This is a genomic window from Empedobacter sedimenti (assembly GCF_030005555.1).
Lineage (GTDB): Bacteria > Bacteroidota > Bacteroidia > Flavobacteriales > Weeksellaceae > Empedobacter > Empedobacter sedimenti.
This window is the reverse complement of sequence record NZ_JASCQG010000001.1, coordinates 149,655-168,598: the sequence shown is the minus strand read 5'-3', so window position 1 is coordinate 168,598 and position 18,944 is coordinate 149,655. Positions and strand designations below refer to the sequence as shown.

The following is an 18,944-nucleotide window of genomic DNA, read 5'->3' as shown; positions in this document are numbered from 1 at the left end:
TTTATTAAGAGGATTAGAAGAATATTTTTTATACTTTAGTCCTCAATTTTTATTAAATTTGCAGAATGTTTAAAAAACTAAGTTTAGTAGTTTTAATTGGCGCTTCGGTTATGTCTTGTAACAAGACGTATAACAAAGCGATGAAAAGTACAGATAAAGACGAGATTTTTACCTTAGCAACACAGTTGTACGAAAGTGGTAAATATGATTTAGCAAACGAGTTATACGAAAAAATATCAACTTCTTTCGTTGGAACAGAAAAAGCTGCTGATATTGCTTACAATATGGCGCAAGCTAACTTCAATGAAAAGAATTTTAGATTAGCAGGACACTTATTCAAAAGTTTTGCAGGATCGTATCCAATGGACACTCGTGCTGAAGATGCATTGTTTAAATCTGCTTTTTCTTATTACAAAGATTCACCAAAGTATGATTTAGATCAAACAAGTACTTATACAGCGATAAGTGAATTGCAAGGATTTATCAATGCTTATCCAGAATCTGCTAATGTAAATGATGCAAACAATTATATTACAGAACTTAGACAGAAATTAGAATTGAAATCATTCGAAATCTCAAAAGTTTATTACAAAACAATGAAATACAAAGCCGCAGGCGTTTCATTTGATAATATGATTGATGAGTATCCAGATTCTAAATTTCGTGAAGAAGCATTAATGTATTCGTTACGCTCTAAAGCCGAGTTAGCTATCAACTTTTCTCGTTTAGAATTTAAAGAATTACGTTTACAAGAAGCTAAAACTCAGTACTTATTGTTAACAAGATATTATCCAGAAACTAAATTTAAATCAGAAGCTGATAAAATTTTGGAGAAAATCGATAAGAATATAACTGAGACAAAGAAAGCTATGGCTGACTTTGAAGAAGAACGTAAAAAAGTAGAAGCTGAGAATGCGACTGCTGAAAAAGAGCAAAATAAAAATAATAATAAATAATAATTCTTTCATTATGAATTTCAAGGATATCGGTGCAGCACCAACAACACAGACTTATGATCGTAATAAAATCGATGAAAAAACAGGAAACTTGTACGAATCGATTGTTATTATGGGAAAAAGAGCAGAACAAATCAACCAAGAAATGAAAACTGAATTAATTCAGAAATTGGACGAGTTTGCTGCACATACAGATTCTTTAGAAGAAGTTTTTGAAAACAGAGAGCAAATCGAAGTTTCTAAATTTTACGAAAGATTACCAAAACCGACTTCTATTGCGGTTAAAGAATGGTTAGACAACGACGTTTATTACAGAAATCCAAATGAGGATAAATAATGTCTGTTTTACATAGTAAAAAAATTCTTTTGGCAGTTTCTGCCGGAATAGCGGCCTATAAAGCCGCTTTTCTTGTTAGAGGACTTATCAAAACAGGTGCAGAAGTTAAAGTTATTATGACTCCAGAAGCGCTTAATTTTGTTACTCCTCTTACACTTTCTACTCTTTCCAAAAATCCTGTTGAATGGGAATTTTTTGGAGACAAAGGAGATTGGAACAATCATGTAGAATATGCGCTTTGGGCAGACTATATGATTATTGCACCATGTACTGCAAATACTCTTTCGCATATGGCGGACGGAACGTGTGATAACTTGGTTTTAGCAACTTATCTTTCTGCAAAATATCCTGTTTATTTTGCTCCTGCAATGGATTTGGACATGTATAAACATCCTTCAACTATTGAGAATATTACTAAACTTGAATCTTTCGGAAATATTTGTATTCCTGCTGAATCAGGAGAGTTAGCAAGTGGCTTAGTTGGTGAAGGTAGAATGGCTGAGCCTGAAAACATTATCGCTTTTATAGAGAAATCTATTCAAGCCACTCTTCCACTCCACGGAAAAAATGTTGTAGTTTCTGCTGGTCCAACATACGAAAACTTAGATCCTGTTCGTTTTATAGGTAATTATTCTTCTGGAAAGATGGGATTTGAGATTGCGAAAGCTGCTGTTAATTTGGGTGCAAAAGTTACCTTGGTTAGTGGTCCAAGTCACGAATCAGTTTCTGGTTATCCAATTGAACGAATAAATGTTGTTTCAGCTCGTGATATGTACGATGCTATGCATGCAAATTTTGATAAAGCCGATATAGTTGTAATGTCTGCTGCAGTTGCGGATTATCGACCAAAAGATATGGCTACGCAAAAAATTAAAAAAGAAAACGATGATAATCTAATCATAGAATTGGTTAAAAATCCAGACATTCTGAAATCGTTAGGAGAAATCAAAACTCATCAATTATTGGTAGGTTTTGCATTAGAAACAAACAACGAAGAAGAATATGCTAAGAAAAAATTAGCCAAAAAGAATTTAGATTTTATTGTACTTAATTCGATGCAAGATAAAGAAGCAGGTTTCCAAAAGAATACAAATAAAATTACGATAATTGACAAAGATTTATCGATGCAACAATTTGATGCAAAATCAAAAGCTGATGTTGCGAAAGATATTTTGAATGTCATTTTAAATAAGATTTAATATTGATTATGAAGAAATTAGCTTCAGTTTTATTTTCAGTTTGTTTAGCAGCTTCAGTTTTTTCACAGAACTTAATTGCTGATGTAAAAGTAGATTATTCTCAAGTCCAGGGTTCTAACACTCAAATTTTTCAAACACTACAAAAGTCTTTGACAACGTTTGTTAATTCGACTAAATGGACAAATGATCGACTAAAAACTTATGAAAGAATTGAAGCTAGTTTTGTCATCAATATTAAAGAGAAAGATGGAAACAAGTTCAAAGCATCGATTTTAGTACAATCTCGCCGTCCTGTTTTCAACTCTACTTACTACACGCCTGTTCTTAATATGGCAGATGAAAATTTTACTTTTCAATACCAAGAATTTGAAGAATTAGTCTTTAATGATCGTAAGTTTAGTGGTAAAAATCTAACGGATGTTATTACATTCTACGTTTATTTAGTTTTAGGATATGATGCTGACACCTTTGCTAGAGAAGGCGGAACAGATTATTTCAAAACAGCTAAGAAAATTGCAGATTTCGGTCAAACCAATAATAATTTCTCTGGTTGGAGTGAATTAGATGGTTTAAAATCTCGTACTTCTTTAATTAATAATATTTTAAAAGCAGATAATTCAACATTGCGTAATATCAATTATCAATACCATAGAAATGGTTTGGATACTATGTTTGATGATCAAACACGTGCTAAAAACGCAATTGGAAACACATTATTGCAATTAGAATTTTATCAAGGTGGAAGTTTTTCACAATTTTATCCTCTAGAACTTTTCTTAACAGCAAAAAATGCTGAAATTAGTCAAATATTTTCTGGTGGACTGGCTTCAACAGCAAATATTGAAAAACTAAAAGAAATTTTAAATTCTATTGCTCCTAAATACAGCGATAGTTATTGGAATAAATTGAAAAAGTAAAATGCTAAAAACTCTTCGTGTTAATAATTTTGCAATTATAGATCAATTAGAAATTGATTTTCAGCAAGGAATGACAACTATTACTGGGGAAACTGGTGCTGGAAAATCAATCCTTTTGGGTGCATTAAAGCTAGTTTTAGGTGAACGCGCTGATCTTAAATCATTAAAAAATGTAGATGAAAAATGTATTATTGAGGCTGTTTTTAATATCAAAGATTTAGAATTAATCTCTTTCTTCGAAGAATATGATTTGGATTACGAAGACGATTCTATTTTAAGAAGAGAACTTTTACCTTCAGGTAAGTCAAGAGCTTTTATCAATGATACACCTGTTAAAGTCTCTATTTTACAAGAATTATCTGAATTATTGATTGATATTCACTCTCAATTTAATACTCCAAAAATATTTGAAGCCGATTTTCAGCTCTCAATGTTAGATGTTTATGGAGACAATAAAGAATTAATTAAAGTCTATAAAAACGATTTTGCTCAATATACTTCAATAAAAAAACAAATCAAGGATGCTCAAAATTCTTTAGAAAATCAATCACAAGATTTAGAGTATAAATTACATTTGTGGGAAGAATTGAATAACGCATCATTAAAAAATGATGAATTAGAAGAGTTGGAAGTCGAAATAAAATCTTTGTCAAACGTTGAAGAAATTATTTCTACTTTGAATGAAACTTATCAATTTTTGGAGCATTCGGAAATGGGAATCATTTCTCAATTAAATGAAGCAAGTAATAAGTTAAATAAAATTACAGATTTTAGTTCGCAATATAATTCGATTTACGATCGTTTAAATTCGTCTAAAATTGAGTTACAAGATATTTCTGGAGAAATGAGTAGCTTGATAGATTCTACAGAAGTGAATCCTGAACGCTTACTTGAAACAACTGAGCGTTATGATTTGATACATAAATTATTACGAAAACATAATGTAATTTCTGTAGAAGAATTAATTACAAAAAGAGATGAATTGGAGAGTCAAACTTCTGGTTTTGATAACTTAAGCGATTTAATTATTCATTTAAATAAAGAATTAAATACAGTTTCTGAAAAACTTGAAAAACAAGCACTTAAAATTAGAAAAAATAGAATTGCTTCTATTGAGATTATTCGTGCTAATATTCTAAATACTTTATCTCAGTTAGGTATGGAAAATTCTCAGTTAGTGATACAGTTAAATGAAACCTCTGATTTTACAGCAACAGGTAAAGACGAAGTTTTATTCTTGTTTTCTGCTAATAAAGGAATGGAACCTCGTATTTTTGAGAAATCTGTTTCTGGTGGAGAACGTTCTCGATTAATGTTAGCCATCAAAAAATTATTAGCAACGCACCAACATTTACCAACGCTGATTTTAGATGAAATTGATACTGGAATTTCTGGAAAAGTAGCAAATGAAACTGGAAAAGTCATGCAATCTATGGCTGATAATATGCAACTTTTAGTGATTACACACTTACCTCAAGTTGCTTCAAAAGGTAATCATCAACTTAAAGTGTATAAGGAAGTTGTGGATGAAACAACCCAAACTAATGTGAAAGAATTATCAAAAGAAGAACGATTAAACGAAATCGCTCAGATGATTTCTGGCTCAGATATTTCTGATGCAGCTCTTAATCAAGCAAAAGAGTTATTGAATTTAAACTAAATTTGATCAAATAATATAAAAAAAAGCTCGAGAATCTTCTCGAGCTTTTTTGATTATAACTTTCTGAAATTATTTCGTTAATCTTTCTAACGAATATTCAATCATTGCATCAACAGTTTTGTAAGAATCTGCACTAAACTCACCTAAAATACGATTTGCAACAATTGCATTAACCGAAAGCGCTTCGTGTCCCATCATAGCTGACAAACCATAAATTGCAGACGTTTCCATCTCAAAATTAGAAATTCTCAATCCATTGTGATTAAATGAAGTTAATCGTTCATTAATATCAGCTGGATTTGGCTCTAATCTCAAGTAACGTCCTTGAGGTCCGTAAAACCCACAAGCTGTTGCTGTTATTCCTTGATATGTTTCGTCAGAAGCTAATTTATTGATTAAAGATTCAGAACCTTTAACTAAATAAGGACGAGATTTATTTGGAGACCAATCGACATGTTTAATAAAAGCTTCTTCAGTTTCTGGCATCATTACACTCTCACTACCAACATAATAATGTAACAAACCATCTAATCCAAGACCATGTGAACTTAAAACAACACTATCAACTGGAATATCGGCTTGTAAAGCTCCTGAAGTTCCTAAACGTATAAAAGACAATTTTCTGAAATCTTTCTTAATCTCACCTGTTGTCAAATCAATATTTGCTAAAGCATCTAATTCAGAAAAAACAATATCAATATTATCTGTTCCCATACCTGTAGAAATAACTGTCAAGCGCTGACCATTCAATGTACCTGTATGTGTAACAATTTCTCTTTTTGAAGCTTTATGTTCGATTGTGTCAAAATGTCTTGAAACCTTTTCAACACGATTTGGATCACCAACAGTGATAATTGTATCTGCTAAATGTTCTGGTCTTATATTACAATGGTAAACACTTCCGTCTGCATTTAAAACTAATTCTGATGCTGCTTTACTCATGATTTTATAATTTAAAATAAACACACAATATACAACGATTATACAAAAAGTGTGTAAAGTTTTTATTAACCACCTACTCTTTTCATTTTAAATCCTTTATCTTTCAAGAAAACCATAATCTTATCGCGATAATCTCCTTGAATGATGATTTGTTCGTCCTTAAAACTACCTCCAACACCCAAAAATTGCTTAATCTCTTTCGCTAAAAGTTTAAAATCTTCCGTTTCTCCTTCGTAACCTTCTATAATTGTATTTACTTTTCCTTTACGTTTCTCAAACTTACAAATTAATGGTTCTTTCTGAATCCATAATTCATGTTGTTTTTCGTTTGATACTTCTTCTGGCTCAGGTATATGATCAGGAAAAAGATTTTTTAATTGATCTTGTAAATCCATAGTATTTGTTGTAATTCTTATAATAAATGGCGTTGAAAAATTAGAATTTGTCCATTTGTGCCATTATACTTACAAAGATAAAATTTTTATTGCAGTTGTTTTATAAACCAATTTGGAACTTTATCCGAAACTATTTCAAGTTCATTTTTCTTAACTTGAGCAAATAATCTCATTTCTTGTGTAGAGTTATCAAAAATATAGGCTTTATCGACAATTTTTAAAGCTGGAAATAAATTCATTAAAGTAGAATGGTATCTTTTAATCACCTTTTCATCAGGTACAGCGTGTCCACCTTTTTCTACTCTATTCTCAATTCGAGAAATATTAATCAAAGGGTCTTCAATACAAACAAAATACATATATGTTTTGAATCCACGCTTTTTAGCATCCACAATTTCATCGATTTTGGAAGGATGACTCATCACTGTTTCAAATGAATAAGATTTACCTTTAATTAATAAATGCTTTCGAATAAATGAAGTTATGAAAGACGCTTCATAACTATGTGTTGATTTAGATTTATCAACTAAAACATTATTACGAAACTGTACATCAATTGCCTTTCCTTCATTATTTGCTTTCTCGAATAATGAAATTGAAGCAGGTTCAGCTTTGAAAGCTTCAAAATCTTTATCAGTAAGTTTTAGTTCATATCGATCCAAATCAATAAAACCTTTTGAAGAAATTTCTTTCTCAATCAAATCTGAATTAATGAAATATCCTGCATTAAATTTTGATGAGATTGAATCAAATAAAGTAGACTTTCCAGATCCATTTGGACCAGCAAAAACGCGTAAACGTTTTATTTTAGACATAATTTAGCTCCTTTTTTCAATTCAGCTGGAACTTTTATTCGGTCTATTGTTTTAATCACCTTAATTTCTCCATTAGGTTTTCTCTCAATGATTCGATTTCCTTGAACATATTGAACTGATAAATCTAATGCTTCTGAAACTCTAATTGCAGCTTGCGATGCAGATTTAGCTAAACGATTTAACGCTCCTGCTTCTTCTAATTTTAGTATATCTGATTCTTTGTTCATAATGATAGAAATTAACAATAATTATTTACCAATAAATATACGCAAATTTAGTGAAACCATTGTAATAATAAAAGCTTGACTTCATTCAAAAACCTAATCTTTTGAATCTAAATCATATAATTTTTATTAAAAAACGATAAAATAATTATTTGATAATTTATTCCTAACAGATTAACAATAATCGATATTCACCATTATTTTCTTTGGGAGCGCGATGTACGCATGGCAAAACTTTTTGTTTTGGATGATCAACTGCCAATCGCCAAAGATTACCAAGACCTAAATTGATTGGTTCTACTTCTGAATTAACTTGATAATGCAAATCAAAGAAATATCCTTTCAGAAAATCATCAAAACCATCAATATCTCCATCATATAATTGAAATAATTTCTCTCTAATTTCAGGAATCAAGATTTTTTGCTCCGCATCTTCATTCGCTACAATATCGCTTGCGGCGCCAAAATAAGTGCACAAAAAAGTAGCTGTTGGAATTGGAGATCGATCTACATGAAATGAATAAACATCTGTCGAGATAAAATCTAATTCAGTGTCTCGTTCATAACATTTTAATAAATTTAGTACTGGTGAAGCGCCAAAATCTGTTAACTGTTGCAAATCATTGATCAAAATATTTCTTGCTTTAATTCCTTCATTAGATAAAACTAAATTATTCAAATCGTCTTCAGAAACAACTGTAATATCTTCTTTTAAAATCAATTGATTCACAATTTCTTCAAAATCTCCTACCAAATTTCGTTGCCAATTTATCGCATTGTTTTTCCCAGAAAAAGCTGTATTTACAAGTTCTTCAAACGAAAAAACAACTAGAACTTGTTGTTGATTAGAATTATTTTTAGCAATCATATAACCGCAAAATTAATCTTTTTCGAAAATTATTTTCATCAAATAAATTAAATTATTCCGAATGCAACTTCTCCTTTACAAAATTTGTATTTTTACCAAAGAATAGAAGACAATGGAAAAAGAAATTATTACCAAAACATTTACATATAAAGGACACACCAAAACTTTTAGCGCAGAGGTGCAACCTTTGCCACCTTTCAATCCTGATACAATGGATCGTGTAAAGTACGAACAAACAAAAGAAGCGCATTATATGCTTGCCGAAGCAGAGGTTTATAATCAGAAAACGGAATGGTTTTTTAAAATTGAAGAAGAATTACAAAAATAATGGAACGACACTTAGTTTAAGTGTCGTTTTTTTGTTTAAGTTTATTTCACAAAACAAATACATGAAACAAATAACTCTAACATTATTAACAGTTTTTACGCTTTCAGCTTGTACAACGAATAAAACAGGTTTTAATAAAAAATGGATAACGAAACAAGCTCCTGAAAATTTTGTTGCCCGATTTGAGACTACAAAGGGAAATATCGACATCGAAATTGAACGTAAATTATCGCCAAAAGCAGTAGATCGTTTTTATCAATTAGTGAAATATAATTTTTTCGAGGATGGTACTTTTTATCGCGTTGTTCCCAATTTTGTTGCGCAATTTGGAAATACAGATACAATAGTTTCTAATCAATGGAAAAAGTTTGTTATCGAAGATGAACCAGTTATTGCCGGGAATAGTAAAGGTGCTTTGAGTTTTGCTCGCGCCGGAAAAAACACAAGAGATTTAGATTTATTTATCAATCTGAAAGATAATCGCAGACTAGACACAATCAACTCTAATGGTGTCGTTGGTTTCCCAAGTTTTGGAAAAGTCGTAAATGGGATGAACGTTGTAGAGAGTTTATACGATGGCTATTCGGGCGAGACAATGAAAGATGACGAAATTTTTAATAGTACAAAATTAATGCGTGAAAGATATCCAAAACTAGATCTAATATTGAAAGCGAAAATTATAAAACAAAAAAAAACGAAGCCATAAAAAGGTCACGCTAAAATATTTAACATGACATAAAAGTAATTTAATGGTTTTGGCATGTACTTTGTAATACATAATACGTTAAAAAACATATTTTTTGAAATGAAAAAATCTAAGTTATTTAAAGTAGCAGGAGCAGCTGCAATGGAAGCTCAAAAAGACAAATCTTTTTTTGATAAAGTCAAAGCATTTTTCAGAATGTTAGATGATTATAAAAAAGGACTTTATAAACCTGATAATAAAAATTTATTTATTGGTTTAGCTGCAACTTTATACATTATTTCACCAATCGATATTATTCCAGAAGCTCTTTTTGGACCATTCGGATTGATGGATGATTTCGGAATTTTGCTTTTTGGAATGAAATATTTCAATAAAGAGATTGCCAAATATTTGGCTTGGGAAACTTCTCAAAATGTTTATCAAAATGTAGAAGATGCTAAAATAATTGACTAAAAACAATTTAATTTAAATACATAATCCGGTTTCAGCTCGAAACCGGATTTTTTTATTTGATTAAATATAAAACACTTAACCTATTATTTTAGAGAAAATTGAAATACTTACCATATTCTGTTTAATATTTATTAGATTTGGTAAACTATTAAAAACTAAAAATACCAGAATGGTTATCATTAACAACTTTGAAGAATATCAGGCATTTGAAGGAAAAGAAATTGGAGCTTCTGAATGGCATAAAATTGATCAAGAACAAATTAACCGCTTTGCAGACGCAACAATTGACCATCAATGGATACATACAGATCCCGAAAAAGCTGCAGCACAAGGACCATTCAAAAAAACTATTGCTCATGGTTATTTAACACTTTCATTAATTCCTTATTTATGGGATCAGATTGCAGAAGTTCGCAATATCAAAATGTTAATTAATTATGGAATTGAGAATTTTAAATTTGGACAAGCTGTTTTAGTTGATGACGAAATAAAGCTAAGAGCCAAATTAAAAAAGATTTCTAATTTAAGAGGAATTGTAAAAGTTGTAATTGAGGCAACTTTAGAAATTAAAGACTCTAAAAAACCTGGTTATGTAGGTGATGTAGTTTTTCTATATCATTTCAACGATTAAAACAACTACAATATATAATACAAAGCTTCTGTTTTCTACAGAAGCTTTTTCTTTTCCAAAATATCGGAGTAACTTGCAAAACCTTTTTTTAGGAAAGTATGCAAATCGAAAATCATAAAACTTTAATCAGTATTGTTGGTCCTACAGCAATAGGAAAAACGAATTTGGCAATTCAAATTGCTCAGCATTATAATACTGAAATTATATCGTGCGATAGTCGTCAATTTTACAAAGAAATGAAAATTGGAACTGCTGTTCCTTCTGATGACGAATTAGCTCAAGTGAAACATCATTTTATTCAAAATATTTCTATTCACGAAAAATATTCGGTTGGAGATTTTGAACGTGATGGACTAAAGTTTTTAGAAAATTATTTCAAATCAAATGATTTATGTGTGATGGTTGGTGGATCGGGTTTATACGAAAAAGCAATCACAACAGGATTTGATGAATTTCCTGAAATTAAGCCAGAAATTAGAGAACAACTAAACCAAGAGTTAGAAGAATTTGGAATAGAGAGGTTACAAGATGAATTAAAGAAAGTTGATCCTAAGTATTTTGAAGAAGTTGATATTTACAATAAGCAACGTGTAACAAGAGCTCTAGAGATATTTCGTGGATCGGGACAACCATTCTCTAATTTCAGGAATCAAGATTTGAATAAACGTCCATTTAACATAATTAAAATTGGTTTAGAACTACCTCGTGACGAAATGTATGATCGAATTAATCGTCGTGTTGATATTATGCTGAACGAAGGATTATTAGACGAAGCAAGATCACTTTTTCCTTTAAAAGAATTGAATGCATTACAAACCGTTGGATACAGAGAATTATTTGATTTTTTTGATGATAAAATTACTTTAGATTTTGCTACAGAAGAAATTAAAAAAAATACACGTCGTTTTGCTAAAAGACAAATGACGTGGTTCAAAAAAGATCAAGAAGTAAATTGGTTTTCACCATTTAATCAAGAAGAAATTATCAACTACATCAATACTAAATTACTTTATAATGGCTAATTTTGTTGCAATAGATTTTGAAACGGCAAATAATTACCGTAATTCAGCGTGTGCTGTAGGTATTGTAACGGTTACAGATAACATTATTACAGATGAGTATTACACATTGATTCAACCGCCGAATAATCAATACAATTATCATAATATCCAAGTCCATGGCATTCGTCCAGAAGATACTTTGTATTCTCCTACTTTTGATGATGTTTATTTTGAAATCAAACAACGTCTACAAAATCAAATTGTAGTTGCTCATAACGAATCCTTCGATCGTTCTGTATTGCGCAATACTATGGAGCTTTATGATTTAAATTATAATATACTAAACCTTGCTGAAAAGTGGGAATGTACCTACAGAATCTTCAAACAAAAAGGAGTGGTGCCTACAAAACTATCAGATTGTGCACGTCGATTTGATCTTCAACTTAATCATCACGAAGCTTTATCTGATGCACGCGTTTGTGCACAATTATATATGCGAAAATAATCAAAAATTGTATGTAAGAATATAAATCAATTCAGGTATTCTTGAATTGAATGGATACTTTATTTACTTAAAGTAAAAGATCAATTACATATATTAATACTAATTCTTTATATAGTTCATTCTTAAGTTATCATTTTTTGAATATCAATTACCTAATTAGAATAATAATTTATTAAATATAAATATATGTTATTTAGTAATATAAACGATTTTAAACATTTGTAATTATTTACAAATGTTTAAAATTAATTAATATTCAAAAGTTGAATGATTATTGATGATGTTTAATCAATCACAAAAAAATATTAAATGTCAGTAGAAAATTTTAAAAAACTACATTTTGTAAACAAGCCATTGTTACTAGCTAATGTATGGGATGTAATAAGTGCAAAAGCTGCTGAAAAGGCAGGTTTTTTAGCAATCGGAACTTCTAGTCATGCAATTGCGAACATGTTAGGTTACGAAGATGGACAAAACATACCATTTGATGAGATGTTATTTGTTATAGAAAGAATTAAGAAATCTGTAAATATTGAAGTTTCCGCTGATATAGAGAGCGGTTTTACAGAAGACTTAGCAACTCTAAATCAATATATAGAAAAATTAGTTGATGTAGGTATTGTAGGAATTAATTTGGAAGACGGAAATACGGATGAGGAGAAAAGAAAATTAGCAGATTCATCAATCTTATCAAACAAAATTAAATCTGTAAAAGATTATTTGAAATCAAAAGGGAAAGATATCTTTATCAATGCAAGAATTGATACTTATACAACAAAAGTAAATCATCCTTTAGATGAAACGTTGAAGCGAGCTAAACTTTACAAAGAAGCTGGCGCTGATGGAATTTTTGTTCCGTTGATTGAAGATAAAAACGAAATTGAAACTGTAATAAATGAAATAGGATTACCACTGAATATTTTCGTTACTCCAAATCTTAATTCATATCGATTAATTAGTCAACTTGGAGTTCATCGTATTTCTAGTGGAAATAAAGTTTTTGCTAAAGTTACTGATTTTACAAATGATTTTTTTAAGGATTTAAATGAGTCAAAAGATCTATCAACTTTACTTTAATCCCCTACCCTTACAAAACAAAAAGGTTGCAATACAATATTGCAACCCTTTTTTATAGCATAATAACGCCTTCTATTTTCGAAACTTCTTTGTAATAGTTAATTACTGTATCAGCATCAATTATATATAATTTAATAGAAATTGATGTGTATTTTCTGTTTGCAGAAGCTTTGTATTCATACTCTGCATTTGTACCTGCAAAAATCTCTTTGATTTTATTCATCGTTTCTTCACTTGTTGGGTAAATAAACTTAAAAATATAATCTGCTGGAAACTTTTGTACATCATCTAATCTTTCTTTAAATTTTGCATAAAAATCCTGCTCATTATGAGAGCTATCTGGAATTTCTTCGAATGTATAATCTCTGTTGTTGTTCATAATATTAATTTAAGTATAGATTACAAAAACAATACCACTCCAAAATACATCAATATACTATAGAATAGAGGACATTTTGTCATAAATTAAGTATAAAAATGGCAACTTAATGCGACACAAATTTTAATCCTACAATAGAGCTAATTAGTGTAAAAATAAAAAAGATTCTCCAAAAATTAGCAGGTTCCTTAAATACAAAAATTCCGATTAATACTGTACCTACAGCGCCAATTCCAGTCCAAACAGCATATGCTGTTCCCAAAGGTAAAGTTTGAGTTGCTTTGATTAACAATGCCATACTTGCAACTAAACTTACTGCAAATGCACCATACCACATGTACATTTCTGATCCTGTTGTTTCCTTTGCTTTTCCCAATGATGAGGTAAATCCTATCTCGAATAACCCACCTAAAATCAATAAAATCCAATTCATTTCGTTAATATTTTAATGCAAAGATGAATCAGAAAAAAAAACTATTTTTTTACAAATGTTAAAAAATTATTCACTTAAATTTCAGCGCGTATTCTACTTAACGTTACTTGTGATATTCCTAAATATGAAGCAATATATCCTAATTGCACTCTGTTAATCAAGCTCGGATTTTCAATTAATAGTTTCTTGTAACGATCTATCGCAGTTCCTAATTGTCTCGAAATAAATCGTTCTTCTGTTTTGATTAATTCTATTTCAGCTAATTTACGTCCCCAATTAGCAATCTCAAGATTAGTTGCATAAAACTCTTGTAAATCAGCCATTTTTATCTCATACAATTCACAATCTTCCATAGATTCTATCGTTTCATAACCAACTTTATTCTCTATATAACTACGCATTGATAAAATTATATCTCCTTCTTTGCCAAACCAAAAAGTAATTTCTTTTCCATCATCAATGGTATACGCTCTAAGAATTCCTTTTTTAACAAAGTAAACTTTTTTTTCAACTATGTTTGTGTCTATGATAATTGAACTTTTAGCTAATGTAACAATCTCAGTTCTATCGACAATTGCCTGCAAAGAGGTTGCAGAAAGGGATGAAATTTGATTTAATATTTGCTCTATTTTCATATATAAACTTGAAGCATAAAATTAAACAAAATAAAACTCAACCTAAAAATAAGTTGAGTTTTCAAAATTAACACATGAAACCTATTTAGTGTGTAGTCCACATTCTTTCTTACTCTGGTCTTCCCACCACCAGCGACCAGCTCTAAAATCTTCACCTTCGCCAATAGCTCGCGTACAAGGTGCACAACCAATACTTATAAAACCTTTGTCGTGCAAAGGATTATAAGGAACTCTATTCGCTTTTAAATACTCAAAACAATCCTCAGTTGTGAAATCTATCAATGGATTGAATTTAAATAATTGTCTTTCTTCATCATATTCAATTTCTTGCATATCATGACGATTATTTGATTGCTCGGCTCTTAATCCCGTAATCCAAACAGACGCGCCTTTTAATGCACGATTTAGAGGAATTACTTTTCTAATAAAACAACATTGTTTTCTCAACTCAACCGAATCATAAAAAGGATTAATTCCATTTTCTTCAACAAATTTTTCTAACTCCTCTGTTGGTGGATAGAATGGTTTAATCTTCTCTTGATACTTCAGTTCAGTTTTGTTCCACGTATTGTACGTTTCCTGAAAAACACGTCCTGTATCTAAAGTAAAAATCTCAATATTGTCTAGTTTTTGATTCAAAATAGCATGAGAAATAACTTGATCTTCGAAGCCGAAACTTGTCGAAAAAACTATTTTTTCTTCTATATGATTATTTAAAAACACTAGTTTTTCTTCTAAACTAGTTTGTTCTGTAACTTTTTTTAATATTTCTTTCAGTTGATCCATATTAACATATAATCTCTATGGTTTTTATAGAGTAATTGTTTTAGCAAATGTATTAATTTCAATTTTCTAAAACAAAACTAATCTTGAGTTATTTTAAGAGAAATTTTTCTTGTAAATTCAATAAATAATTAGCGTAAATATTATTTATTATCTAATACATACACTAACCAAATTACGAAATTCATAAAACGCATAAAATTAGCCCAAATCAACGATAAATAGAACATTTATATTGAATAGAATTATCATTAAATCAAAAATCAATACCATTATTACGATAAAAACATTTTATGAGTTCTTAAAATAAATTTTGTCTAATCGGCTTCGTGAACGAATTATGAATATCATAAAATCGAAAAGTCAAACTTCACAAAGTCTGACTTTTTAATTTATACTGTTTGTAATGATATATTAACATAAAGATGGACGAAAGTAACCAAATCCAATAGCCAAATAAAGGATAATGATATTGTTGAGCATCTAAAATATCCAATTCAAATAAAAAATTAATTGCATAAATAATCATTAAAATTGGTGTGATAAAACTTAAAACTAATCCTATTCTAAATTGATAAAAAATCCAACTAAATATTAAAGCAAAATTCCCTAACCAACAAAAAAAGTCAAGATGAGGAAATGTAACCCATCCTAAGCCAAGATAAACAAGTCCTATTACAGAAATATATTTATCAAACTCAAAATGAATAGGTATACCTAAACTAATTAAATATGATATAATACTTGCAATTAATAAATAATTATTTTTCCAATTTAGCTTCAATTTTCTCAATTTGCTTCTCTAATTTTCTATTTTCTTTCTTCAATTTATTTTGAGGACTAAACATTGCATAAACCAACAACCCTACTCCAACACCAGCAATAGCACCTAATTTTTGGTTCTTATTAATTGCTTTAGAAATCGCAATTCCTGCTGCTGCTCCAGTTGTGACGATTGAAACTGTATTTTCAAAACCTTTTGATTTTGTATCCAAAACTTCTAACAAATTATTCATGGTAAGTGTTTTTATAAATTTCTGCAATAAATATTCCTAAATATAGTTCAATTCAAATTATTTTAAAAATTGTTCCATTTAATACAAGTTTTTATCTTTGTTCAGTAACATTTTTAGAATGGAAATACAAGACAAAATTTTAGCGCTTCGCGAGGAGCTTACTCAACATAATTATAGTTATTACGTTTTAGACAATCCGACAATTTCTGATTTCGAATTTGATTTGAAACTGAAAGAATTGAAACGATTAGAAGACGAAAACCCTATCTTTTTTGACGTCAATTCCCCTACACAACGCGTTGGTGGAATGGTTACAAAGAATTTCCCGACGATTACACACGAATTTAGAATGTATTCGTTAGACAATTCATATTCAGTTGAAGATTTACAAGATTGGGAAAAACGAATTGAAAAAACGTTAGGTGAAAAAGTAGAATTTGTTTGCGAATTGAAATATGACGGCGCTTCGATTTCTATTTTGTACGAAAACGGTGAATTAACACAGGCTGTAACACGTGGCGATGGAACACAAGGTGATGAAATAACGAATAATATTAGAACGATACAATCTGTTCCATTAAAATTGAAAGGAAATTATCCTGAACGTTTTTATATGCGTGGTGAAATTACAATTCCGCTTAATAAATTTGCTTCGATTAATGAAGAACGTGCTAATAATGGTTTAGAATTGTATGCAAATCCTCGAAATACCGCTTCTGGATCATTAAAATTACAAGATAATACAGAAGTTGCGAAACGCGGTTTACAATGTTTCCCATATTATTTTATTGGAAATAATTTGCCTTATTCTACACAATGGGAAATGCTACAAGCCGCTGACGAATTAGGATTTAAGATTCCGCATACATCAAAATTATGTACTTCTTTGGAAGAAGTTTTAGCTTTTGTAGATCATTGGGATATCGAACGTAAAAATTTACCTTACGAAACGGACGGAATTGTTATTAAAGTAAATTCTTTTTCGCAACAAGATGAATTAGGTTTTACTGCAAAATCTCCTCGTTGGGCGATGGCGTATAAATTCAAAGCTGAAGCTGCCGAAACCGAATTATTGAGCATCGATTATCAAGTAGGTAGAACTGGAGCGATTACGCCTGTTGCGAATCTTACACCTGTTTCTTTGGCTGGAACGATCGTAAAACGTGCTTCTGTCCACAACGAAGATATTATTAAAAAGTTGGATATCCGCATTGGTGACATGGTTTATGTGGAAAAAGGTGGCGAAATTATTCCGAAAATTGTTGGTGTTAATACAGATGTTCGTCAACCTGGAACCGAAGAAATCGAATTCATTAAAAATTGTCCTTCTTGCGGAACAGAATTAATTCGTAACGAAGGCGAAGCGCAACATTATTGTCCAAATGAGAATGGTTGCGAACCGCAAATTATTGGAAAATTAGAGCATTTTGTTTCTCGAAAAGCAATGGATATTGAGAGTATTGGTGGCGAAACAGCGGTTTTGTTACACAAAGCAAATTTGCTAAATAACATTGCTGATTTTTATACTTTACAAAAAGAAGATATTTTGCCTTTGGAAAGAATGGCTGAAAAATCTGCTCAAAATATTATTAATTCTGTCGAAAAATCTAAAGAACAACCTTTCGAAAAGGTGTTGTATGCGATTGGAATTCGTCATGTAGGTGAAACAGTTGCAAAAAAATTGGTCAAACATTTTCAAACGATTGATCGTTTAATGAATGCTACAATGGAAGAATTGGTTTCTGTAACGGATGTTGGAGAAAAAATTGCCATTTCGATTAAGGACTATTTCAAAGTAGAACAACATCAAGTTTTAATTCAACGTTTACGCGATTATGGATTGAATTTCGAGATTGGTGAAGAAGCAAAACCTTTATCAGATTCTTTGGAAGGTAAAACGTTTTTGTTTACAGGAACTTTGACAAAATTCAATCGTACTGATGCACAAAAAATGGTGGAAGATCATGGCGGGAAAAATATTTCTGCAGTTTCTAAAAACCTAAATTTCTTGGTTGCTGGCGACAAAGCTGGAAGTAAATTGAAAAAAGCCGAAGAAATTGGAACTGTTGTCGTGTTAACGGAAGACGAATTTTTAAATATGATTAACGGCTAATGGAATCAGGATTAATTGCTGTCATTATATTCGGAATTGTATTATTGATTTTGATTCCATTTATCTATTATGGATTGCGAATGGCTGGTTACAACAAAGCTGCAATGATTGTTTCACTTGCGATTTTTTTTATTGTGATGATTCCGATGGTAAAATATGGTTACAGAAGTCAAATGTATTCTAATAATGATTTGAAAACCGATTTACACCAAGCTGGAATTGGGTTTAAAGGAAATTTAAGAATTGTTTCGACTGATATTTCCGGAATAAAAAACATGAAACAAGAAACAGTTTTGATAATGGATTCTGCCGATGTCAATACAATAATTAACCGAATAGAAACTGATAATCGCTTTGAAATTTCTCCGAAAGTATTGAACTTGAAAGAAGAATTAGGCGCAAATGCAAAACATAAAACCAATAGAAATTATCGTTTCAAAGATAATTTTATTTTAGAAACTTACGGAATGTCTGATGATTACACGATTCGATATTCGGAACTGAAATTTAGAAAAGGAAACGACACGGTTTTTTTCAAAAAAGAAGAAGTTTATTAAAAGATAAAATCCGT

Annotated in this window: 25 protein-coding genes; 14 read left to right on the top strand and 11 right to left on the bottom strand. The window is 30.3% G+C overall.

From position 1 onward, the window contains the following. The first annotated feature begins 65 nt into the window (after nucleotides 1-65). From QHG34_RS00855 to recN, 5 genes are read left to right on the top strand one after another with little or no spacing between them, the layout of a single operon-like run. Nucleotides 66-956 (top strand): outer membrane protein assembly factor BamD, encoded by an 891-nt coding sequence (locus QHG34_RS00855; RefSeq protein WP_282628189.1) that lies wholly within the window; start codon nucleotides 66-68, stop codon nucleotides 954-956. A 13-nt stretch (nucleotides 957-969) separates the two neighbouring features. Beyond that, on the top strand, nucleotides 970-1,293 hold the full coding sequence (locus QHG34_RS00850) for a DNA-directed RNA polymerase subunit omega (protein WP_019973784.1): 324 nt from the start codon (nucleotides 970-972) through the stop codon (nucleotides 1,291-1,293). After that, the gene (coaBC, locus tag QHG34_RS00845; RefSeq protein ID WP_282628188.1) at nucleotides 1,293-2,492 is read left to right on the top strand and encodes a bifunctional phosphopantothenoylcysteine decarboxylase/phosphopantothenate--cysteine ligase CoaBC; all 1,200 of its coding nucleotides are present in this window, start codon (nucleotides 1,293-1,295) and stop codon (nucleotides 2,490-2,492) included. The genes QHG34_RS00850 and coaBC overlap by 1 nt, the downstream gene beginning before the upstream one ends. A gap of 8 nt (nucleotides 2,493-2,500) precedes the next feature. Next, nucleotides 2,501-3,409, top strand: a complete 909-nt coding sequence (gene porD / locus QHG34_RS00840; protein ID WP_282628187.1) for a type IX secretion system protein PorD — start codon at nucleotides 2,501-2,503, stop codon at nucleotides 3,407-3,409. A 1-nt stretch (nucleotide 3,410) separates the two neighbouring features. Then, a complete protein-coding gene (recN, locus tag QHG34_RS00835; RefSeq protein ID WP_282628186.1) occupies nucleotides 3,411-5,069 on the top strand; it encodes a DNA repair protein RecN in 1,659 nt (552 codons plus the stop codon). A gap of 69 nt (nucleotides 5,070-5,138) precedes the next feature. Here the strand turns inward: recN and QHG34_RS00830 are convergent, their stop codons facing one another. From QHG34_RS00830 to QHG34_RS00810, 5 genes are all read right to left on the bottom strand, one after another. Continuing rightward, the gene (locus QHG34_RS00830; protein WP_282628185.1) at nucleotides 5,139-6,011 is read right to left on the bottom strand and encodes a nucleoside phosphorylase; all 873 of its coding nucleotides are present in this window, start codon (nucleotides 6,009-6,011) and stop codon (nucleotides 5,139-5,141) included. A 65-nt stretch (nucleotides 6,012-6,076) separates the two neighbouring features. Continuing rightward, the gene (locus QHG34_RS00825; RefSeq protein ID WP_282628183.1) at nucleotides 6,077-6,406 is read right to left on the bottom strand and encodes a translation initiation factor; all 330 of its coding nucleotides are present in this window, start codon (nucleotides 6,404-6,406) and stop codon (nucleotides 6,077-6,079) included. A gap of 86 nt (nucleotides 6,407-6,492) precedes the next feature. Continuing rightward, nucleotides 6,493-7,221: a hypothetical protein gene (locus QHG34_RS00820; protein WP_282628182.1), complete on the bottom strand. Its 729-nt coding sequence runs from the start codon at nucleotides 7,219-7,221 to the stop codon at nucleotides 6,493-6,495. Next, nucleotides 7,209-7,448 carry a hypothetical protein gene (locus QHG34_RS00815; protein WP_038334320.1) on the bottom strand — a complete coding sequence of 80 codons (240 nt, stop codon included), beginning with the start codon at nucleotides 7,446-7,448 and terminating at the stop codon, nucleotides 7,209-7,211. The genes QHG34_RS00820 and QHG34_RS00815 overlap by 13 nt, the downstream gene beginning before the upstream one ends. A gap of 163 nt (nucleotides 7,449-7,611) precedes the next feature. Next, the gene (locus QHG34_RS00810; RefSeq protein WP_282628181.1) at nucleotides 7,612-8,313 is read right to left on the bottom strand and encodes a DUF1826 domain-containing protein; all 702 of its coding nucleotides are present in this window, start codon (nucleotides 8,311-8,313) and stop codon (nucleotides 7,612-7,614) included. Between the two features lie 112 nt (nucleotides 8,314-8,425). On the opposite strand from QHG34_RS00810, the gene QHG34_RS00805 reads away from it, so the two are divergent. The 7 genes from QHG34_RS00805 (at nucleotide 8,426) to QHG34_RS00775 (ending at nucleotide 13,014) form a co-directional block, all read left to right on the top strand. Next, nucleotides 8,426-8,641: a hypothetical protein gene (locus tag QHG34_RS00805; RefSeq protein WP_282628180.1), complete on the top strand. Its 216-nt coding sequence runs from the start codon at nucleotides 8,426-8,428 to the stop codon at nucleotides 8,639-8,641. Between the two features lie 61 nt (nucleotides 8,642-8,702). Beyond that, the gene (locus QHG34_RS00800) at nucleotides 8,703-9,347 is read left to right on the top strand and encodes a peptidylprolyl isomerase (protein WP_282628179.1); all 645 of its coding nucleotides are present in this window, start codon (nucleotides 8,703-8,705) and stop codon (nucleotides 9,345-9,347) included. Between the two features lie 99 nt (nucleotides 9,348-9,446). Next, complete coding sequence (locus QHG34_RS00795; RefSeq protein ID WP_282628178.1) at nucleotides 9,447-9,800, top strand: YkvA family protein; 354 nt, start codon at nucleotides 9,447-9,449, stop codon at nucleotides 9,798-9,800. Nucleotides 9,801-9,969: 169 nt separating this feature from the next. Then, nucleotides 9,970-10,431: a MaoC family dehydratase gene (locus tag QHG34_RS00790; protein ID WP_282628177.1), complete on the top strand. Its 462-nt coding sequence runs from the start codon at nucleotides 9,970-9,972 to the stop codon at nucleotides 10,429-10,431. 98 nt (nucleotides 10,432-10,529) lie between these two features. Beyond that, a complete protein-coding gene (gene miaA / locus QHG34_RS00785) occupies nucleotides 10,530-11,453 on the top strand; it encodes a tRNA (adenosine(37)-N6)-dimethylallyltransferase MiaA (protein ID WP_282628176.1) in 924 nt (307 codons plus the stop codon). After that, nucleotides 11,446-11,937, top strand: a complete 492-nt coding sequence (locus QHG34_RS00780; protein WP_282628175.1) for a 3'-5' exonuclease — start codon at nucleotides 11,446-11,448, stop codon at nucleotides 11,935-11,937. The genes miaA and QHG34_RS00780 overlap by 8 nt, the downstream gene beginning before the upstream one ends. Before the next feature lie 309 nt (nucleotides 11,938-12,246). After that, nucleotides 12,247-13,014 (top strand): isocitrate lyase/PEP mutase family protein, encoded by a 768-nt coding sequence (locus tag QHG34_RS00775; protein ID WP_282628174.1) that lies wholly within the window; start codon nucleotides 12,247-12,249, stop codon nucleotides 13,012-13,014. A gap of 52 nt (nucleotides 13,015-13,066) precedes the next feature. On the opposite strand, the gene QHG34_RS00770 is transcribed toward QHG34_RS00775, so the two are convergent. From QHG34_RS00770 to QHG34_RS00745, 6 genes are all read right to left on the bottom strand, one after another. Beyond that, nucleotides 13,067-13,393, bottom strand: coding sequence for a DUF493 family protein (locus QHG34_RS00770; protein WP_282628173.1), 327 nt, complete (start codon nucleotides 13,391-13,393; stop codon nucleotides 13,067-13,069). Between the two features lie 106 nt (nucleotides 13,394-13,499). After that, nucleotides 13,500-13,826: a DMT family transporter gene (locus tag QHG34_RS00765; protein ID WP_282628172.1), complete on the bottom strand. Its 327-nt coding sequence runs from the start codon at nucleotides 13,824-13,826 to the stop codon at nucleotides 13,500-13,502. 74 nt (nucleotides 13,827-13,900) lie between these two features. Then, nucleotides 13,901-14,461, bottom strand: a complete 561-nt coding sequence (locus QHG34_RS00760; protein WP_282628171.1) for a Crp/Fnr family transcriptional regulator — start codon at nucleotides 14,459-14,461, stop codon at nucleotides 13,901-13,903. An 81-nt stretch (nucleotides 14,462-14,542) separates the two neighbouring features. Then, nucleotides 14,543-15,247 (bottom strand): phosphoadenylyl-sulfate reductase, encoded by a 705-nt coding sequence (locus tag QHG34_RS00755; protein ID WP_282628169.1) that lies wholly within the window; start codon nucleotides 15,245-15,247, stop codon nucleotides 14,543-14,545. Between the two features lie 367 nt (nucleotides 15,248-15,614). After that, nucleotides 15,615-16,028: a hypothetical protein gene (locus tag QHG34_RS00750; RefSeq protein WP_282628168.1), complete on the bottom strand. Its 414-nt coding sequence runs from the start codon at nucleotides 16,026-16,028 to the stop codon at nucleotides 15,615-15,617. Then, a complete protein-coding gene (locus tag QHG34_RS00745) occupies nucleotides 16,006-16,260 on the bottom strand; it encodes a hypothetical protein (RefSeq protein WP_282628166.1) in 255 nt (84 codons plus the stop codon). The genes QHG34_RS00750 and QHG34_RS00745 overlap by 23 nt, the downstream gene beginning before the upstream one ends. 118 nt (nucleotides 16,261-16,378) lie before the next feature. Between QHG34_RS00745 and ligA the strand changes: the two genes are divergently transcribed. Then, nucleotides 16,379-18,373 (top strand): NAD-dependent DNA ligase LigA, encoded by a 1,995-nt coding sequence (gene ligA, locus QHG34_RS00740; protein ID WP_282628165.1) that lies wholly within the window; start codon nucleotides 16,379-16,381, stop codon nucleotides 18,371-18,373. Continuing rightward, nucleotides 18,373-18,930: a hypothetical protein gene (locus QHG34_RS00735; RefSeq protein WP_282628164.1), complete on the top strand. Its 558-nt coding sequence runs from the start codon at nucleotides 18,373-18,375 to the stop codon at nucleotides 18,928-18,930. The genes ligA and QHG34_RS00735 overlap by 1 nt, the downstream gene beginning before the upstream one ends. Nucleotides 18,931-18,944: the final 14 nt, after the last annotated feature.

Excerpts from the sequence above, each read along its gene's own strand:
- QHG34_RS00830 (WP_282628185.1), bottom strand. The coding sequence starts at position 6,011 with ATGAGTAAAGCAGCATCAGAATTAGTTTTAAATGCAGACGGAAGTGTT.
- QHG34_RS00850 (WP_019973784.1), top strand. The coding sequence starts at position 970 with ATGAATTTCAAGGATATCGGTGCAGCACCAACAACACAGACTTATGAT.
- QHG34_RS00815 (WP_038334320.1), bottom strand. The coding sequence starts at position 7,448 with ATGAACAAAGAATCAGATATACTAAAATTAGAAGAAGCAGGAGCGTTA.
- QHG34_RS00810 (WP_282628181.1), bottom strand. The coding sequence starts at position 8,313 with ATGATTGCTAAAAATAATTCTAATCAACAACAAGTTCTAGTTGTTTTT.
- QHG34_RS00790 (WP_282628177.1), top strand. The coding sequence starts at position 9,970 with ATGGTTATCATTAACAACTTTGAAGAATATCAGGCATTTGAAGGAAAA.
- QHG34_RS00760 (WP_282628171.1), bottom strand. The coding sequence starts at position 14,461 with ATGAAAATAGAGCAAATATTAAATCAAATTTCATCCCTTTCTGCAACC.
- QHG34_RS00755 (WP_282628169.1), bottom strand. The coding sequence starts at position 15,247 with ATGGATCAACTGAAAGAAATATTAAAAAAAGTTACAGAACAAACTAGT.
- QHG34_RS00735 (WP_282628164.1), top strand. The coding sequence starts at position 18,373 with ATGGAATCAGGATTAATTGCTGTCATTATATTCGGAATTGTATTATTG.
- miaA (WP_282628176.1), top strand. The coding sequence starts at position 10,530 with ATGCAAATCGAAAATCATAAAACTTTAATCAGTATTGTTGGTCCTACA.
- QHG34_RS00800 (WP_282628179.1), top strand. The coding sequence starts at position 8,703 with ATGAAACAAATAACTCTAACATTATTAACAGTTTTTACGCTTTCAGCT.
- QHG34_RS00745 (WP_282628166.1), bottom strand. The coding sequence starts at position 16,260 with ATGAATAATTTGTTAGAAGTTTTGGATACAAAATCAAAAGGTTTTGAA.
- ligA (WP_282628165.1), top strand. The coding sequence starts at position 16,379 with ATGGAAATACAAGACAAAATTTTAGCGCTTCGCGAGGAGCTTACTCAA.
- QHG34_RS00765 (WP_282628172.1), bottom strand. The coding sequence starts at position 13,826 with ATGAATTGGATTTTATTGATTTTAGGTGGGTTATTCGAGATAGGATTT.
- porD (WP_282628187.1), top strand. The coding sequence starts at position 2,501 with ATGAAGAAATTAGCTTCAGTTTTATTTTCAGTTTGTTTAGCAGCTTCA.
- QHG34_RS00775 (WP_282628174.1), top strand. The coding sequence starts at position 12,247 with ATGTCAGTAGAAAATTTTAAAAAACTACATTTTGTAAACAAGCCATTG.
- QHG34_RS00855 (WP_282628189.1), top strand. The coding sequence starts at position 66 with ATGTTTAAAAAACTAAGTTTAGTAGTTTTAATTGGCGCTTCGGTTATG.
- QHG34_RS00820 (WP_282628182.1), bottom strand. The coding sequence starts at position 7,221 with ATGTCTAAAATAAAACGTTTACGCGTTTTTGCTGGTCCAAATGGATCT.
- recN (WP_282628186.1), top strand. The coding sequence starts at position 3,411 with ATGCTAAAAACTCTTCGTGTTAATAATTTTGCAATTATAGATCAATTA.
- QHG34_RS00805 (WP_282628180.1), top strand. The coding sequence starts at position 8,426 with ATGGAAAAAGAAATTATTACCAAAACATTTACATATAAAGGACACACC.
- coaBC (WP_282628188.1), top strand. The coding sequence starts at position 1,293 with ATGTCTGTTTTACATAGTAAAAAAATTCTTTTGGCAGTTTCTGCCGGA.
- QHG34_RS00825 (WP_282628183.1), bottom strand. The coding sequence starts at position 6,406 with ATGGATTTACAAGATCAATTAAAAAATCTTTTTCCTGATCATATACCT.
- QHG34_RS00780 (WP_282628175.1), top strand. The coding sequence starts at position 11,446 with ATGGCTAATTTTGTTGCAATAGATTTTGAAACGGCAAATAATTACCGT.
- QHG34_RS00795 (WP_282628178.1), top strand. The coding sequence starts at position 9,447 with ATGAAAAAATCTAAGTTATTTAAAGTAGCAGGAGCAGCTGCAATGGAA.
- QHG34_RS00770 (WP_282628173.1), bottom strand. The coding sequence starts at position 13,393 with ATGAACAACAACAGAGATTATACATTCGAAGAAATTCCAGATAGCTCT.